This is a genomic window from Rhodococcus sp. KBW08 (genome assembly GCF_003852455.1).
Taxonomy (GTDB): domain Bacteria; phylum Actinomycetota; class Actinomycetes; order Mycobacteriales; family Mycobacteriaceae; genus Rhodococcus_F; species Rhodococcus_F baikonurensis.
The window spans coordinates 79132-94500 of the sequence record NZ_QAJJ01000016.1 but is presented as its reverse complement, the minus strand read 5'-3'; the positions used below and the strand labels follow the sequence as shown (position 1 = coordinate 94500).

At 64.9% G+C, this 15369-nt stretch carries 11 protein-coding genes; 5 read left to right on the top strand and 6 right to left on the bottom strand.

All coding sequences use genetic code 11. The annotated features are described in order from the left end of the window. The 3 genes from DBV08_RS19430 to DBV08_RS19420 are packed head-to-tail and all read left to right on the top strand — an operon-like array spanning window position 1 to window position 7117. A complete protein-coding gene (locus tag DBV08_RS19430; RefSeq protein ID WP_124568542.1) occupies window positions 1-1506 on the top strand; it encodes a TIGR02677 family protein in 1506 nt (501 codons plus the stop codon). Continuing rightward, window positions 1503-2945 (top strand): TIGR02678 family protein, encoded by a 1443-nt coding sequence (locus tag DBV08_RS19425; protein WP_124568541.1) that lies wholly within the window; start codon window positions 1503-1505, stop codon window positions 2943-2945. The genes DBV08_RS19430 and DBV08_RS19425 overlap by 4 nt, the downstream gene beginning before the upstream one ends. Next, the gene (locus DBV08_RS19420) at window positions 2942-7117 is read left to right on the top strand and encodes a TIGR02680 family protein (RefSeq protein WP_124568540.1); all 4176 of its coding nucleotides are present in this window, start codon (window positions 2942-2944) and stop codon (window positions 7115-7117) included. The genes DBV08_RS19425 and DBV08_RS19420 overlap by 4 nt, the downstream gene beginning before the upstream one ends. Window positions 7118-7174: 57 nt before the next feature. On the opposite strand, the gene mshC is transcribed toward DBV08_RS19420, so the two are convergent. Together mshC and DBV08_RS19410 are read right to left on the bottom strand one after the other, a co-directional pair. Further along, window positions 7175-8416: a cysteine--1-D-myo-inosityl 2-amino-2-deoxy-alpha-D-glucopyranoside ligase gene (gene mshC, locus DBV08_RS19415; RefSeq protein WP_124568539.1), complete on the bottom strand. Its 1242-nt coding sequence runs from the start codon at window positions 8414-8416 to the stop codon at window positions 7175-7177. Window positions 8417-8426: 10 nt separating this feature from the next. Next, a complete protein-coding gene (locus tag DBV08_RS19410; protein ID WP_260395656.1) occupies window positions 8427-10616 on the bottom strand; it encodes an MMPL family transporter in 2190 nt (729 codons plus the stop codon). A gap of 30 nt (window positions 10617-10646) precedes the next feature. On the opposite strand from DBV08_RS19410, the gene DBV08_RS19405 reads away from it, so the two are divergent. Beyond that, window positions 10647-11108 (top strand): MarR family winged helix-turn-helix transcriptional regulator, encoded by a 462-nt coding sequence (locus DBV08_RS19405; RefSeq protein ID WP_095970070.1) that lies wholly within the window; start codon window positions 10647-10649, stop codon window positions 11106-11108. A gap of 9 nt (window positions 11109-11117) precedes the next feature. Here DBV08_RS19405 and DBV08_RS19400 read toward each other — a convergent pair whose 3' ends face one another. Genes DBV08_RS19400 through DBV08_RS19385 form a run of 4 tightly spaced genes read right to left on the bottom strand, consistent with a single transcriptional unit; the run spans window position 11118 to window position 14183 of the window. After that, entirely contained in the window at window positions 11118-11924 is an 807-nt protein-coding gene (locus tag DBV08_RS19400; protein ID WP_095970069.1) for an SCO1664 family protein, read from the bottom strand. 4 nt (window positions 11925-11928) lie between these two features. Beyond that, the gene (locus tag DBV08_RS19395) at window positions 11929-12528 is read right to left on the bottom strand and encodes a DUF3090 domain-containing protein (RefSeq protein ID WP_003946200.1); all 600 of its coding nucleotides are present in this window, start codon (window positions 12526-12528) and stop codon (window positions 11929-11931) included. 55 nt (window positions 12529-12583) lie between these two features. Then, the gene (locus DBV08_RS19390) at window positions 12584-13279 is read right to left on the bottom strand and encodes a histidine phosphatase family protein (RefSeq protein ID WP_003946173.1); all 696 of its coding nucleotides are present in this window, start codon (window positions 13277-13279) and stop codon (window positions 12584-12586) included. Between the two features lie 58 nt (window positions 13280-13337). Then, entirely contained in the window at window positions 13338-14183 is an 846-nt protein-coding gene (locus DBV08_RS19385) for an undecaprenyl-diphosphate phosphatase (RefSeq protein WP_124568537.1), read from the bottom strand. Window positions 14184-14411: 228 nt separating this feature from the next. On the opposite strand from DBV08_RS19385, the gene DBV08_RS19380 reads away from it, so the two are divergent. After that, window positions 14412-15347, top strand: a complete 936-nt coding sequence (locus tag DBV08_RS19380; RefSeq protein ID WP_003946175.1) for an aldo/keto reductase — start codon at window positions 14412-14414, stop codon at window positions 15345-15347. The last annotated feature ends 22 nt before the right edge of the window (window positions 15348-15369 follow it).

Sequence of the window (15369 nt, the reverse complement as noted above, 5' to 3'; positions counted from 1 at the left end):
ATGGTGGAAGAAACGAGTGCGCCCGATTACGCCGCGTACGCCGACACCAATCGACTGAAGCTGTTTTCGTTCACGATCGCGGAAAAACGGGCCGAGTACCTCTGGGTGCTCCGTGCCTTCGACCATGCTCGCGCCAACTACACAGTGCTGCTGCATGCCGGAACCGTCGCGCAAATCCTCGAGAAGATCGGTGGCTCGGATCCGGCGGCCGATCTGTCGGCGGCGGAGGTCACTCCCCTGTTGGATCAGCTTCACGTCTGGCAGATCCTCGAGCGCAGCTACGACGGCACCCGCGCGGCCACGCTGGCCGAGTACCGTAATCGCCACTTCGTCTACCAGTTCGGTCAGGCCGGATATCAGGTCTATCGATCGGTCGAGGACGTTCTTGCCGCCCGCCTGGACTCGGCGTCGCTTTCGCGTCTCGCCTTGGCGGATCTGCTCGCAGACATGTCCGAACTTGCCGAAGCCAACCGCAGTTCCGACGGCGACCTGATCTTCCGCAAGCTCAAGCGCCTGGACTCGACGCTCTCCGACATGGCTGATCGAGCCGCGCACTTCTATCTGACACTGGGCGACCTGGTACGTACCACGGAGATCACTCCGCAGGCTTTCCTCACGCACAAGGACGCTCTGCTGACTCACATGCGCGAGTTCAGTTCCGACCTGGCGCGCTACGCCCCCAAGCTCAAGGAAGCGATCGAGCACGTCGAATCCACCGGTGTGGATCGCATGATCCGCCTCGCCGCGGCCAGTGACGAGCGGGTGTTCGTCCCGATCACCGAACGTGAAGACGATTGGGCGGCGCGGTGGCGAGGATTGACCGCCTGGTTCGTCTCCGCGGAATCGGGGATCAGCGAGTCCGAACGCCTCCGTGAGGGCACGATGAGTGCGATCGCCGCGGTTCTGGCCCTCCTTCGCCGCGTCACGGAGACCCGTCGCGGCGGCGTCAGCCGCGAGAGCCAGCTCCGGCACCTCGCCGGCTGGTTTGCCGCCACGCCGTCCGAAGACGCAGCTCATGCTCTGTTCCAGGCAGTGTTCGACCTCGGCCGTCCACGCCATCTCTCGATGGTGCATCCGGACGCCGACATCATTTCTCACTCGCGTTCGTGGTGGGAGGCGCCGCCGGTGGAGATCGCACGAACCCTCGCCGAAACCGGCCGTCCGCCCTCACCCGGATTGCCGAGCAAGGTCGCCCGCAACGACGGCAGCATCCGCCGACTGCGCGAAGAGCAGTTGGCGGCGCAACGTACCCGCAGCGCCGCCGCGCAATCTCTCGCGTCGAACGGTGTCTATCAGCGTGAACTCAACGAGCAGGAGACCGAAGTTTTGCTGAGTCTGCTCAATGCAGCATTGACCGCGCGTGTTCCGGTGGTGGGACGCGTCAAGAGCTCCACCGGTAGCGAGAACGGGGTGAAGCTGACACTGAGTCCCTCGGACGGTTCGACCACCATCAAGACCGCCCGCGGGCGTATGCATCTCGACGGTATCGAGGTCAGTGTTCGATGAGAGCTCGCGAGATCACCCCCCTTGCCCTCGATTCGTACCAACGCGCGGCGCGCGTCATTCTGTCCAACCACCTGATCACCTCGACGTATCCGGATCGAATTGCGTTGCCGCTCTTGCGCCGTTGGGCCACCGAGCTGCGCGACGACCTACTGGAACTGTTCGGCTACCGCCTCGAGGTGACGGAGACCACCGCGCGCCTGTTCACGGTGTCGGATCGACTCAACCCGTCGGCACCGGCCCGGACTGCCTCCGAGCGAACCTTCGATCGCACGCGCTACGCGTACCTGGCGTTGTGCCTGGCCGCGTTGGGCCGCGCCGGAAACCAGATCACGTTGTCGGAGTTGGCCGATCATGTCGCGGCCGACGCCGCGCAGGTGGACGACGTCGAACTGTCCACCGATCGTGCGTCGGACCGCGACGCGTTCGTCGACGCCGTCGGTTGGCTCGGCGTCAGGGGCGCCATCGCCCTGGCCGACGGTGACGCTAACGGCTGGGCGTCCAATCCCGAAGCGGGCGAAGCGCTTTACGACATCGATCGTTCCGTCGTCGTCGCCCTCTTCCGTCCGCCGCGTGCCCTGCAGCACCTGCACTCCATTCGAGGACTGTTGGCCGCCGAGACCTCGAGCGCCTCTGAGGACGACGGAATTCCCGTGGACGCGAAGGAGATCGGCCGCCGGGTCCGCCGGGCTCTCGTCGAGCGGCCGGTCGTACTGGCCGGCGAACTCGATCAGCACGAGTTGATCGCGTTGGCGCAGCCCAAGACCGCGTCGGAGGTCGAACTCCTGACGGGGTTGGTGGCCGAGCGCCGTGCCGAGGGGATCGCGATGATCGATCCCACCGGTCGCCTCTCCGACGTCCGCTTCCCGAGTACCGGAACGATCGCTCAGGTGGCGCTACTCCTCGCCGGCGAGATTGCCGACCGTGTACTCGACGTCGACGCTCCCGAACTGCCGAAACTCCCGATACCGCACGTGTCGGACGATCACCTCATCGAACAACTCGATGCCGCCATCCCCGAGGCCGGGATCTTCGAAGACCTCGCAGACGAGGACGACGAATTCGCGCTGCCTGCCGGCGAACCGGCCGAGTCACCGGAACCCGTCACGTACCCGAAAATCGACGACGACTGGCTCGCTGACAAGGTCACCGAGTTGGTGGATCAGTTCGGACGAACCTTCGCGGCGCAGTGGCAGGCCGATCACAACGGACTGCGCAAGCAGGCCCTCGGATTGTTGCAGCGCCTACGCCTGACGCACGCGGTCGACGGCGGAGTACTGGTGTTGCCCGTGCTGGCCCGGTACCGAGACGTCGTGGTCTCCGTGCGTGAAAGAGACCCTCACATCGATTTCGCGGTGGACAACTCCGCACCGGATCCGGTCGACGAGTTCGGCCCCGGATCTTCCCCCAACGGCGAACTATCAGAGGTAGAGAACGTATGAGCAACGCCCGCTTCCGACCTACTCGGGCTGGAATCATCAACCTCTGGGACTACCGCGACCAAGAGTTCTCGTTCGCCGACGGTCGACTGGTTCTACGAGGGCCCAACGGATCCGGTAAGACCAAGGCCCTCGAGGTCTTGTTCCCGTTCGTCTTCGACGGTCGCATCGAACCGCGGCGCCTCAACCCGTTCGCCGGTGAAGAGCGCACCATGAAGTCCAATCTGCTCTACCGCGGTCAGGACAGCGCGCACTCGTACGTGTGGATGGAGTTCTGCCGCGGCTCACTCGAAGATCCCGAGTCGGTGACCGTCGGGATCGGCATGCGTGCCACACGCACCAACGACAAGGTCACCCGTTGGTACTTCGTCGCCGACGGCCGCGTCGGGGTCGACTTCTCGCTGATCGGCAACGACGATCGTCCTCTCACCAAGAAGCAGCTGGCCGAACAGCTCGGCAGCGACTCCATCACCGACCGCCCCCTCGACTACCGCACCGCGATCGACGCGCGGATGTTCGGTCTCGGTGTGCAGCGTTACGACCAGCTGATCAACCTCATTCTCACGCTTCGCCGACCCCAGCTCGCGAAGAACCTTGATCCGAAGGGCCTTTCGCAGGCACTCACCGACGGCCTCCGTCCGCTCGACGATCAACTCGTCCTCGAAGCTGCGCGTTCGTTCAGCGACATGGAGGAGGTCGGCCGCGCGCTCGAGGGACTCGCGGCCGCCGATCAGGCAGCACAGAGTTTCATCGGGGTCTACACCAAGTACCTGCGTCAGCAGTCGCGCGGAGAGATCGAACAGGTCAGCACCCGCCTCGCAGCGGTCACCAGAGGTGTTTCCGCCATGGACGAGTCGTCGCTCGCCCAGACCCGCAGCCGTGAGGCACGCGCAGCAGCCGAGGAGCGCTTCAACCAGGCCGAACAGGCACTCGAGAATGCGCGCGCCAATGTCGAAGCGTTGCAACGCTCGAGCGCCTACGAAGGCAAACAGCAGCTCGACGATCTCGCCCAGGCGGTCGCGACGCTCAAGCTCTCGACCGAGCAGCAGGCAGACAAGTCACGGAAAGCGCAGGCCGCACTGGCGCAGCGCGGCGACGAAGCCGACAAGGCCGCATCGTCGGTCAAGCGTGCGGCCGAAGCACTCTCGCGCGCCGAGGACGAACTGCAGGCAGCCGCCGAGGACGCCGGCATCGTCTGGACTCCCCTACCCGACGGCTCACGCAGCGACCAGATCACGGCAGCCGTCCGTGGACATGCCGAAGAGCGTGACGGGGACGTGCGCGTCGTCCGCGCCGCTCTGGCGACCGTCGAGAAGGCCGCGACCGAACGCTCTCGGGCCGAAAACAGCTCGCGCCGTGGACAAGAGCTGCTCGAAGCGTCCAAGGCCGCCGTGCTCGAGGGCGAAGCTGCCGTGGAACTCGCGCGCAGTCAGTGCGCCAGCGGGCTGCGCGCCTGGTGGACCGATCATTCCTCCTTGTTCTCGGCTGTCGGCGCCGACACATCGATGTTCGAGGCACTCGACTCAGCGCTCGCCCAGGTCGGCGACGAGGACGCTCCGGCGTTGTCCGCAGTGCTCGCCGAGCACACCGAGGCCGGCACCGAGACGCTACGCGAGCGTCGACGCGAAGCAGAGGCGGAAATCTCGGCATCACACGCCTCGATCGCGGCTCTGAAGGCCGAACGCAAGACCGTCTCGGCGGAACACGACGACGCTCCGCCTGCCTTCCACGCACGTACCGACAACCGCAGTGCCCTGGGTGGTGCACCGCTGTGGCAGCTGGTGCGCTTCGCCGACTCCGTCGAACCGGACGTGGCGACGGGAATCGAATCCGCACTCCAGGCGGCAAATCTGCTGGACGGCTGGGTCTGCCCGGATGAGACGATTCCCGAGCACGTCAGTGAGCAGTTCCTGACGGCTCTTCCGGTCAAGCAGCGCCCGAAGGGACGCACGCTGGCCGACGTCCTCGAGGTCGAAGGCAATGCCGACGTACCCGACGCTCGGGTACAGGACATTCTCGCGTCGATCAGTCTCGTCGAGGCACCGGGCGACACGGACGCAAGCGTCGCGATCGGCGTCGACGGCCGCTTCTGGCAAGGCGTCTCTCGCGGCCGGCACGTCAAGTCCGACGCCGAGTACATCGGCACGACAGCGCGGGCGCGTCGACGCGAAGCTCGGATCACCGAGATCGATGCGGCTCTGGAAGTACTTGCCGCGGCAGTCGATACGGCCAAGGCACTGGTAGCGCAGACCACCGAGCAGCTGAGTCGGATCAACTCTGTGGCAAAGGAATTGCCGAAGACAGGTTCGATCCTGCGCGCACTCAAGACCGTCACCGAATCCGCCGGAGCACTCCGCACTCGCTCGGAGGCCACGGAAACGGCACAACGCGAACTCGATGCGGCGATCGCCGATCTCGCGGCGAAGGAAAAGCAACTCCGAGCGACGGCGTCGCAGCACCGGACCCCGCACGTCGGCCGTGAACTCGACTCCCTCGCCGCAGCCATCCGTCATTTCGAGAAGCAGGGCGAACTGGCACTGCGCTGCCGACGCGAGCATGCCAAGGAAGTCGAACTCGAACGCGAGTCCCGCGACCGACTCGACGAATCACGTGCCAATGCCGAGGAATTCGCCGAGGAAGCCGCCATCGCCGAGGAGAGTCTGCTCCAGCAGGTGCAGCGTCTCGAGACACTGCGCGACACCCTCGGTGCGAGCGCCGAGCAGATCGATCTGGACCTGGCAAAAGCCCGCGCGAAGATCGAGGAATGCAAGGTCGAGCAGCGTGCAGCGCGAAAGGCGTACGACGCCGCGGTGCTCCAGATCGGCACAGCCGAGGGTGCGTACAACACCGCTGTCGAGACGCTTCGGCACACCCTGACCGAAACCCGCAGTGATGCAGAGCGACTCGCACCCTATGCTCGTCCGGATCTACTCGAGTTGTTGGGCGTCAAGGAACATCTGAGCTGGCCGGCAAGTTCGGCGGCGTGGATGAGCCCCGATCAGTTGGTCTACCGCATCCAGAACGAAGATCGCAGTGAGGACGCGGCCCACCCGCCGGTCCTGCCCGAAGACGTCGACAAGTTGTACCGAGCGCTCGAGGCTGCGACCTCGGCGGTACGCGTCACCGACGGCGCCCGCAAGGCAACCCGTACGGCACTGACCTCGGCGTTGCAGGACTTCGACGCCCAACTCGCAGCAGCCGGACAGGACTACCGTCTGCAGTGGGATGCACCGGACGGACTGACCGTCGTACGAGTGCAGGATGATCAGGGCTATTCGTCGATCGGTGAATTCGCAACGCGGATCCACGATGCTCGCGGCGATCAGGAGCAGTTGCTCACCGAATCCGAGCGTCGCATTCTCGAAGATGCCCTGCTGACCGGATTGGCTCAGCAGATCCACGAGCGCACGGTCGACGCACGCGTGTTGATCGCACAGATGGGCACAGAGATGCGTGAGCGTCGTATGTCCTCGGGCAACACCATCGGCGTTCACTGGGTGCTCGCCGACAACCTCGACGACAGCTCGCGAGCGATCTCCAAGCTGCTGGATCGAGATGCGTCGGCCCTCGGCGTCGACGAACTGGCCACTCTGCGAGCACATTTCGCGACCCAGATCCGCACCGCCCGCGCCGCGCATCCCGAGCGTTCGTACCCGGAGATCCTGTCGTCGGCGCTCGACTACCGCCAGTGGCGCGTGTTCTCGTTCACCCTCATCAGCGGTGAGGGCAAGGAGGACCGGCTGACCGTTGCGCGACACAGCGCACTGTCCGGTGGCGAGCAGTCGGTTTCACTGCACCTTCCGCTGTTCGCCGCGGCGCACGTCATGCTGGACTCGGCCGACCCGCACGCCCCACGTCTGCTGGCACTGGACGAGGCTTTCGCCGGTGTCGACGACAACGGTCGCAGCGAACTGCTCGGTTTGAGCGTTCAGTTCGACCTGGATCTCTTCATGACCGGCTACGACCTGTGGATCACGTACGCGGACGTCCCGGGGTGTGCTCACTACGATCTCGCGCACTCCACGGCCGAGCAGGCAGTCAGCGCGGCGCTGCTGGTGTGGTCGAACGGTGAGCTGCTCGCCGAGCACGACGGAACCGATCTGGCGAGGGCGTTGGGCTCGCCGCTGCGGCGCCGGGTGCCGACACCAGCCGAAGGTGCGCTGGACTACGCCTAGAAACTGCTGTGCGCCTTTATTAACCGCGGGCGGTTAATAAAGGCGCACAGCAGGGATTCAGCGAAGCGAAATACCCAGCAAAGCGTCGACGGCATCGGCGAACTCGCCGGGTGCCTGCGCGTCGGATCCGCCGCCCTCGATTGCTCGGCGTGCCCAGCCGTCGAGCGCGTCGAGCGCCTTCGGGGTGTCGAGGTCGTCGGCCAGGTGCTGACGCAACCGTGCGACGGTGTCGGTGGCGGACGGCGCGGAACCGAGGGCGGCCGCCTCCCGCCACAGCTTCAGACGTGACTGCGCATCCTCGAGGACCTGTTCAGTCCAGGCGCGATCCTGGCGGTAGTGACCGGAGAGCAGTCCGAGGCGGATCGCTGCGGGGTCCACCCCTTCGCCGCGCAGCTTGGAGACGAAGACCAGGTTCCCGCGGCTCTTCGACATCTTCTCGCCGTCGAGGCCGATCATGCCGGTATGCACGTAGTGCCGCGCGAAACGGCGATCACCCGTTGCCGATTCCGCATGTGCTGCCGAGAACTCGTGGTGCGGGAAGATCAGGTCGCTGCCGCCGCCCTGGACGTCGAATCCGGAGCCGATGCGATTGAGCGCAATGGCAGCGCATTCGATGTGCCAACCGGGGCGTCCCGGCCCGAAGGGTGAGGGCCACGAGGGCTCGCCCGGACGCTCGGCACGCCAGACGAGTGCATCGAGCGGATTGCGCTTTCCGACGCGATCGGGATCTCCGCCGCGTTCGGCGAAGAACTTCTCCATCGTCGCGCGGTCGTACCCCGACTCGTAACCGAACTGCTCGGTCGCGTCGGCGCGGAAGTAGACGTCGGGGAACTCGGCGTCGTCGACGATGTATGCGGCGCCGGAGGCCACGAACTTCTCCACCAACTCGACTACTTCGTTCACCGATTCGACGGCGCCGATGTAGTCCTTAGGCGGAAGCACGCGCAGCGCTTCCATGTCCTCGCGGAAGAGGGCCGTCTCACGCATGCCGAGGACGATCCAGTCCTCGCCGTCGCGGTTGGCGCGCTCGAACAGCGGGTCGTCCACGTCAGTCACGTTCTGGACGTAGTGAACGTCGTGTCCGGCGTCGCGCCAGATGCGGTTCACGAGGTCGAACGTGAGGTACGTGGCTGCGTGACCGAGGTGGGTGGCGTCGTACGGGGTGATGCCGCAGACGTACATCGTCGCCTTCTTGCCCGGCGTGACGGGGCGAACCTGACGGTCGGCTGTGTCGTACAGCCGCAACGGCGGCCCCTGACCGGGAACGGACGGGAGTGCGGTATCGGACCAAGACTGCATGCTGCCGAGCCTAGTGGAGACTGCTCTGGGGCTGGGAAGGTGCTGGCTGATCCTGCTCCGGTTCGGGCGTCGACGCGAGCTTGCTCGGCCACCAGATCTTCTGACCGATGTCGTAGGTCAAGGCCGGGACCAGCAAGGATCGGACGATCAGGGCGTCGAGTAGGACACCGAACGCCACGATGAACGCGATCTGTGCGAGGAACAACAGCGGGATCACCGCCAACGCCGAGAAGGTTGCTGCCAGAACAACTCCGGCAGAGGTGATCACTCCACCGGTCACGGTGAGTCCCCTCAGCGCACCCGCCCGAGTGCCGATCTTCAGCGCTTCCTCACGCACCCTCGTCATGAGGAAGATGTTGTAGTCGATTCCCAGCGCCACGAGGAACACGAACGCAAACAGCGGGACCACCGGATCCGCGCCCGGGAAGCCGAAGATGTGGTCGAACACCAGCGACGAAATGCCCAGTGTCGCAGCAAACGAGAGCACAACGGTGCCCATGAGGAGCAGCGGTGCGAGCAGCGAGCGCAGCAGGAGCGAGAGAATCACGAAGACCACGATGATCACCACGGGAATGATCAGTGTCCGGTCCCGCGTCGAGGTGGTCTTGGTGTCGAGGTCCGTCGCGGTCACACCGCCCACCAACGCATCGACACCGTCGACGGCGTGAACTGCATCACGTAGCCGAACAATCGTGTCTTCGGCCGCGAGCGAATCGGCAGCGTCAGTCAGCGTCGCCTGCAGGGAGACTCGTCCGTCGACCACCAGAGGTGCTCCCCCGTTCTGGACAACACTCACATCGCTGACACCTTCGACGCGACTCGCTTCGACGACGGCATCGGCTTGGTCGGCATTGGCGATCACCACCGCCGGCGACCCGGAACCCGCGTCGAAGTGCTCACCGAGAATCTCCTGGCCTGCAACCGAATCGACGTCGAGCAAGAAGATGTCGGACGAAGAGACACCGCTGGCTTTGAACTGCGGCATCATCAGCGCGAAGATCACAAGCACCAGCGTCGACGCCACCCAGAAGCGGCGCGGATGCCGACCGATTCGAGCAGCGAGCCCGGCCCAGAACCGGTGATCGCTCGCCTCGTCGTGGTGCTCGCGGTCGGCGTCGAACTTCGGTGTGGTCGGCCAGTACGCCGTCCTCCCGAACAGAACGAGGACAGCAGGTAGGAACGTCATCGATGCGAGGAAGGACGCGGCGATGCCGATGGCGGCCACCGGACCGAGTCCGCGGTTCGAGTTCAGGTCGGAGAGCAACAGGCACAGAACGCCCGCGATGACCGTTCCGGCAGATGCTGCAACTGGTTCGAGCGTCGCGCGCCACGCAGTGCGCATTGCTGCGTACTTGTCCTTCTCGATCCGCAGTTCCTCCCGGTAGCGAGAGACCAGAAGTAGCGCGTAGTCGGTGGCGGCACCGAACACGAGGATGAACAGGATGCCCTGGCTCTGACCGTTCAGTGCGATGACGTCCGCGTCGGCGAGCAGATACACGAGCAAGCTCGACAATCCGAGCGCGAAGATCGCCGAGAAGATCACCACGAACGGCAGGATCGGGCTCCGGTAGACGACGATCAGGATCAGGATCACGACGGATCCGGCAACTAACAACAGCAGTCCGTCGATACCGGCGAATGCCGCCGACAGATCCGCAACCTGCCCGGCGGGACCGGTGACCTTGACTGTCAGTCCGTCGGGGCTCGACTCCAGCGCCGCGCGCAGCGCTTTCACGCTGTCCTTGACCTCGAGGGTGCTGTCGACGGGCAGGAACATCTGGAGCGCCTGCCCGTCGGCCGACGGGATCGGCGGCGATGCGGCGTCTCCGAATCCCTCGGTACCGACAAACGAATCGACGGCCTGGGACAGGAAGGTGGAGTCGGTGGGCTCGAGTCCTCCGGATCGTTCCGCCACGACGATGGCCGGCACGAAACGTGTGTCCGTGAAGCTCTCTTGAAGCTTCGCCACCTCGGTGGCTTCGGCCGAGGCCGGCAGGAACGACGTGTTGTCGTTCTGCTGCACCGTGCTGAGCTTTCCGGCGAACGGCCCGCCGAATCCTCCGATGGCCAGCCAGCCGATCACGAGGAGAGCTGGCACAATCCATCGAAGGCGACGAACAGGACGATTTTGTACTGGTGTGCTCACTGGGTCTCCAGGGATCGGCAGCAGAGAGGGCTTGCCGACTATTTTGTTCAGCATGCTGAGTAATTGCAAACGGAAGGCACGAACATGAGTAGCGACGGCCTGGACGACTGGCCAACCGGCCGACTGTTGTCCACCGCTGCGCGCCTGGTAGAGCACTCGTGGGAGAAGGTTCTGCGGTCTCAGGACATGACGCACGCCGGACTGATCGTGCTCCACTCCATCGCCGGTGGACCCGCGTCGCAACGCGACATCGCAAAGAATGCCCGAGTAACCGATCAAACGATGAGCCGCACCATCGATCGCCTCGAACGAGCGGGTTACGTCACCCGAGACACCGATCCGCGCGACGAACGTCGGCGCGTGATCGCGATAACCGACGCCGGACGACTCACCTACGAGCGACTGCTCACGCTCGAGAAGGAAGACGCCGCATTGACCGTCGGTGTCGGGGACGTCGCCGCGCTGCGCGAACAACTACTGCGGTTGGTTCGCTCGCCCGGATTGAAGACGGCAACTCGCGAACAGCAAGAACCTGCGCGCGAGTAGAAAGCGCGGCTAGAAAGCCGGCCAGGGAATCGTTCGATGGCCGTTCGGTTCGGGCATCACCGCGGACTCGGCGAACTGCATCGCCCGCACGGCCAAGGCCACGACTTCTTCTTCGGTGATCAGTTCGGACAACTCGTCCCCGAGATCCCCGTCGAGGGTTGTCGCGAATTCGGCGACGTCGGCGATCAAGGCACCGGGTACGGGCTGGCCGGCCCAGCCCCACAACACGGTCCGCAACTTGTTCTCCGAGTGAAGACAAATTCCGTGATCAACTCCGTACACCGAGCCGTCGACGCCTTCGAGCGCGTGACCACCTTTGCGGTCGGCATTGTTGATGAGGACGTCCAGAACGGCCATTCGCTGCAGCCGTGGATCGTCCGCATGGATCAGCGAGACGGGTTCGCCCTCCGAGTCGAAGGCCTGCAGGACCTCGAACCACCCGGGCGGAACATTGCCGGGACTGCACAGGTCGACCATCTCGAGTCCGCCAGATCCGTCCGCACGGCGATCGACGGTGTCGATCCATCGCTGCACCATTCCCGGCCCGAAAGGCCCGTCCCGCAACACTGTTCGCGGAATCACACCCCAGCCCAGCGCCTCGGACACCCGGTACGACGCGACCTCACGCCCCGCCAGAGTGCCGTCCGGGAAGTCCCACAGGGGACGCTCCCCACGCACCGGCTTGTAGACCACACGGGTGGACTGCTCCCCCAGAGTCGACTCGCACACCAGCGTGGCGTTGCTCGCTGTCGTGATCTGACCGATGAGCGTCAGATCACCCTCGAGCAGAACGTCCGGCACACCAGGTTCGGACACGACGTCAGACCTCGTCGTCGTCTGCGTCGTCGATCGCAAAACCGAAGGACTCGCCGCGACGGTATCCGTTGGTGCGGATGCACACGTGTCCCTCGGGCGCCAACGGTTCACCACACAGCGGGCACGGAGCGCGTCCCGCCGCGATGACGCGCTCGGACCGCAGCGAGAATTCACGCGCTTGCTCCGGGGTCAGGAACACACGGACAGCGTCCGGACCGTCGTCGGCGTCGTCGAGGACAACCGATTCGTCGAACTCCGTCTCACTGACGGCAAGCAGCTCCACGACGACCGCACCGGCATCGGCGTCCCAACCGAGCCCCATCGTGCCGACCCGGAACTCCGCGTCCAGCGGAGTGACCAGTGGGCTGAGATCGGAGACGTCGTCGGCCTGCGGCGGAACTTCGGTACCGAAGCGTCGATGCACCTCTTCGAGGAGAAGACCCATGCGATCGGCGAGGACCTGAACCTGCTGCTTCTCGAGCAGCACACTCACCACCCGTGATTCGTGCACGGCCTGGAGATAGAAAGACCTGTCACCGGGTTCGCCCACCGTTCCTGCGACAAATCGGTCAGGAGTGCGAAATACGTGAATCGCGCGCGACATTGCACCTCCTCGAGTTCGAGCAGAACATCACTGAATACCCATTATCCGTCACAGCTCACGCACCGACCTCTCCGCCGGGGACTGACTCCTGTGCGGGAGCCGAACCGTTGGTCGCGGCCTTCGCTGCGCCGATCGCGGCGAGCACGTCTCCGGTGTCGTTGACTCGCAGAACGAACGGCAGTGTCGCCGTGTAGCGAATCACGCTGACCGAGGCGGGCTCGGCGACGATGCGCTGGAACGAATCGAGGTGCATCGCAAACGCGTCGGCGAGAACCGATTTGATGACGTCACCGTGCGTGCACGCGATCCAGACGACGTCCTTGCCGTGTTCTTCGGCCAGCCGTGCGTCGTGCTCTCGGATCGCGGCGACGGCTCGCGCCTGTACCTGAGCGAGCCCTTCACCGCCGGGAAACACTGCACCGGAAGCGTGGCGCTGCACCACTTTCCAGAGCGGTTCTTCCAACAACTCCTTGAGCGGGCGACCCGTCCAGTCGCCGTAATCGACCTCGATGAGGCGATCCTCGACGACCGGTGTCAGACCACGGTCGACGGCAATGGGGCCGACCGTCTGCTCGCACCGCAACAGCGGCGAGCGGACGATCTCCGCGATGTCCAGACCGACCAGCCGATCGACGACGCCTTCGGCCTGTTTCCGGCCGTGGTCGTCGAGTTCCACACCCGGCGTTCGACCGGCCAGGGTATGGGCAGTGTTGGACGTCGACCGCCCGTGCCGCAGTAGGACAACTGTCATTCCACAACCCTAATGGGGCGGTGGCCGCACGGACGGGTGGTCGACGTCGAAACGGGCACTATGTCGCGGACACGACCCCTGTGGCCAGCAACGCAAGGACGACTACGCCGAGAGCGATTCTGTATCCGACGAACCAGTACATGGAGTGATCGACAACAAATCGAAGCAGCCAGGCGATCGCTGCATAACCGACTGCGAAGGCGATGACGGTTGCCACCAGCAACTGCGGACCGCTCGCGTTCAGACCCTCACCGGCAGGTTCGAAGGCATCCGGGAGGCTGAAGAGGCCGGAGGCGAGAACCGCCGGAATTGCCAGCAGGAACGAGTAGCGTGCCGCAGCCTCGCGGGTGAGCCCGAGGAAGAGACCGGCACTGATCGTGCCACCCGAACGTGAGACACCCGGGATGAGCGCGAGCGCCTGAGCCGAACCCATGATGATGCCGTCGCGCGCCGTGAGCGATTCGATCGGACGCGTCTTGCGTCCGTAGTACTCGGCAGCGGCGATGACGAGTGCGAACACGATCAGCATCGTGGCAATCAGCCACAGATTGCGTGCGCCGGTACGGATCTGGTCTTTGAAGAAGAACCCGAGGATGCCGACCGGGATGGTGCCGATGATGACGTACCAGCCCATCCGGTAATCGAGATCTCCCCGGTGCTCGGCGTTGAACATACCCCGAAACCAGGCAGTGATGATCCTCACGATGTCGCGCGCGAAGTAGATCAGGACCGCCAACTCGGTGCCGAGCTGCGTCACCGCGGTGAACGACGCACCGGCGTCACTGCCGAAGAATATCTCCGACACGATTCGCAAATGTCCGGAAGACGAGATGGGCAGGAACTCGGTCAATCCCTGCACGAGGCCCAGGATCACGGCCTGGAGCCAGGTCATCGCTTCGCCCATCACTCACCGATCCCGGCTGATTCGAATGGGGTTACTGCACACAGGTTTCGTGTGTCGGGTTCACGTTTCACCGGCGCCACGCTACCGGGGCCCACCGTGCCGCGCCGCGCCCGGCACGTCCGTGTCCGAATACCCCGACTCGAGGCGAGCGCCTACTAGTCTGCACGTGGTGAGATCTCTCGGGTGCCGCACTTGCGCACACGAGTCGGGCGCGAGATGCAGGCGGTTATGAAGCACAGATCTGTCGGAACGAGCGGACTTCGGGTCTCGCGACTTGGGCTCGGCACACTGACATGGGGACGCGACACGGACGGCGACGAGGCCGCTGCGCAGCTACTCGCGTTCGCCGAGGCCGGCGGAACCCTGGTCGACACCTCGCCCGCGTACGGCGCCGGTGCGGCGCAACGGATCCTCGCCGAGTTGCTCGACGACGTCGTTCCACGTGACGAACTCATCATCAGCTCGAGCGCCGGCATCGATCCCACTCCGATCGGCACCGACCGCGTCGACTGCTCGCGGCGCGGATTGCTCCGCCAGCTCGACGCGACTCTTCGTGAACTCGGAACCGACTTCCTCGACATGTGGCAGGTCGCAACCTGGGATCCGCTCACGCCCGTCGACGAGGTTGCAGCAACCCTCGACTACGCGGTCTCGAGCGGCAAGGTGCGGTATGTCGGAGTGCGCGGCTACCTCGGCTGGCAGCTCGCAACGGCCGTCGGAGCCGGTGGCGCAACAACACTCGCCGCGACGCAGGCCGAGTACTCGTTGCTGGCGCGCGGCGTCGAGGAAGAATTGTTCGCAGCGGCGGCCCATCACGGCGTCGGAGTGTTCGCCGCAGTACCCCTCGCGGGCGGCGTTCTGACCGGCAAGTACCGCGACGGCATTCCCGTCGATTCCCGCGGCGCCGACGAGGCACATTCACAGGACGTGCAGAGCTATCTGACCGATTCCTCGATCCGGGTGGTCGACGCAGTCGTTACCGCCGCCGACGGTCTGGGTACTTCTCCACTGGCGGTGGCACTGGCCTGGGCACGCGATCGTGCCGGGGTGGCCAGCGCCGTCGTCGGTACGCGTGATCTCGCCCAGTTGACGGGAGTACTGGCAACCGAAGAATTGGAACTGCCGAAAGCGATTGCCGCGGCTCTCGACGACGTGAGCGCTTAGTTCGTCCCGCTGATCGAAATAC

What these genes read in the sequence shown, in the direction of transcription:
- DBV08_RS19420 (WP_124568540.1), top strand. Translation starts at nt 2,942, where the DNA reads ATGAGCAACGCCCGCTTCCGACCTACTCGGGCTGGAATCATCAACCTC.
- DBV08_RS19430 (WP_124568542.1), top strand. Translation starts at nt 1, where the DNA reads ATGGTGGAAGAAACGAGTGCGCCCGATTACGCCGCGTACGCCGACACC.
- DBV08_RS19425 (WP_124568541.1), top strand. Translation starts at nt 1,503, where the DNA reads ATGAGAGCTCGCGAGATCACCCCCCTTGCCCTCGATTCGTACCAACGC.
- DBV08_RS19395 (WP_003946200.1), bottom strand. Translation starts at nt 12,528, where the DNA reads ATGTCGCGCGCGATTCACGTATTTCGCACTCCTGACCGATTTGTCGCA.
- mshC (WP_124568539.1), bottom strand. Translation starts at nt 8,416, where the DNA reads ATGCAGTCTTGGTCCGATACCGCACTCCCGTCCGTTCCCGGTCAGGGG.
- DBV08_RS19385 (WP_124568537.1), bottom strand. Translation starts at nt 14,183, where the DNA reads ATGGGCGAAGCGATGACCTGGCTCCAGGCCGTGATCCTGGGCCTCGTG.
- DBV08_RS19390 (WP_003946173.1), bottom strand. Translation starts at nt 13,279, where the DNA reads ATGACAGTTGTCCTACTGCGGCACGGGCGGTCGACGTCCAACACTGCC.
- DBV08_RS19405 (WP_095970070.1), top strand. Translation starts at nt 10,647, where the DNA reads ATGAGTAGCGACGGCCTGGACGACTGGCCAACCGGCCGACTGTTGTCC.
- DBV08_RS19410 (WP_260395656.1), bottom strand. Translation starts at nt 10,616, where the DNA reads ATGCTGAACAAAATAGTCGGCAAGCCCTCTCTGCTGCCGATCCCTGGA.
- DBV08_RS19380 (WP_003946175.1), top strand. Translation starts at nt 14,412, where the DNA reads ATGAAGCACAGATCTGTCGGAACGAGCGGACTTCGGGTCTCGCGACTT.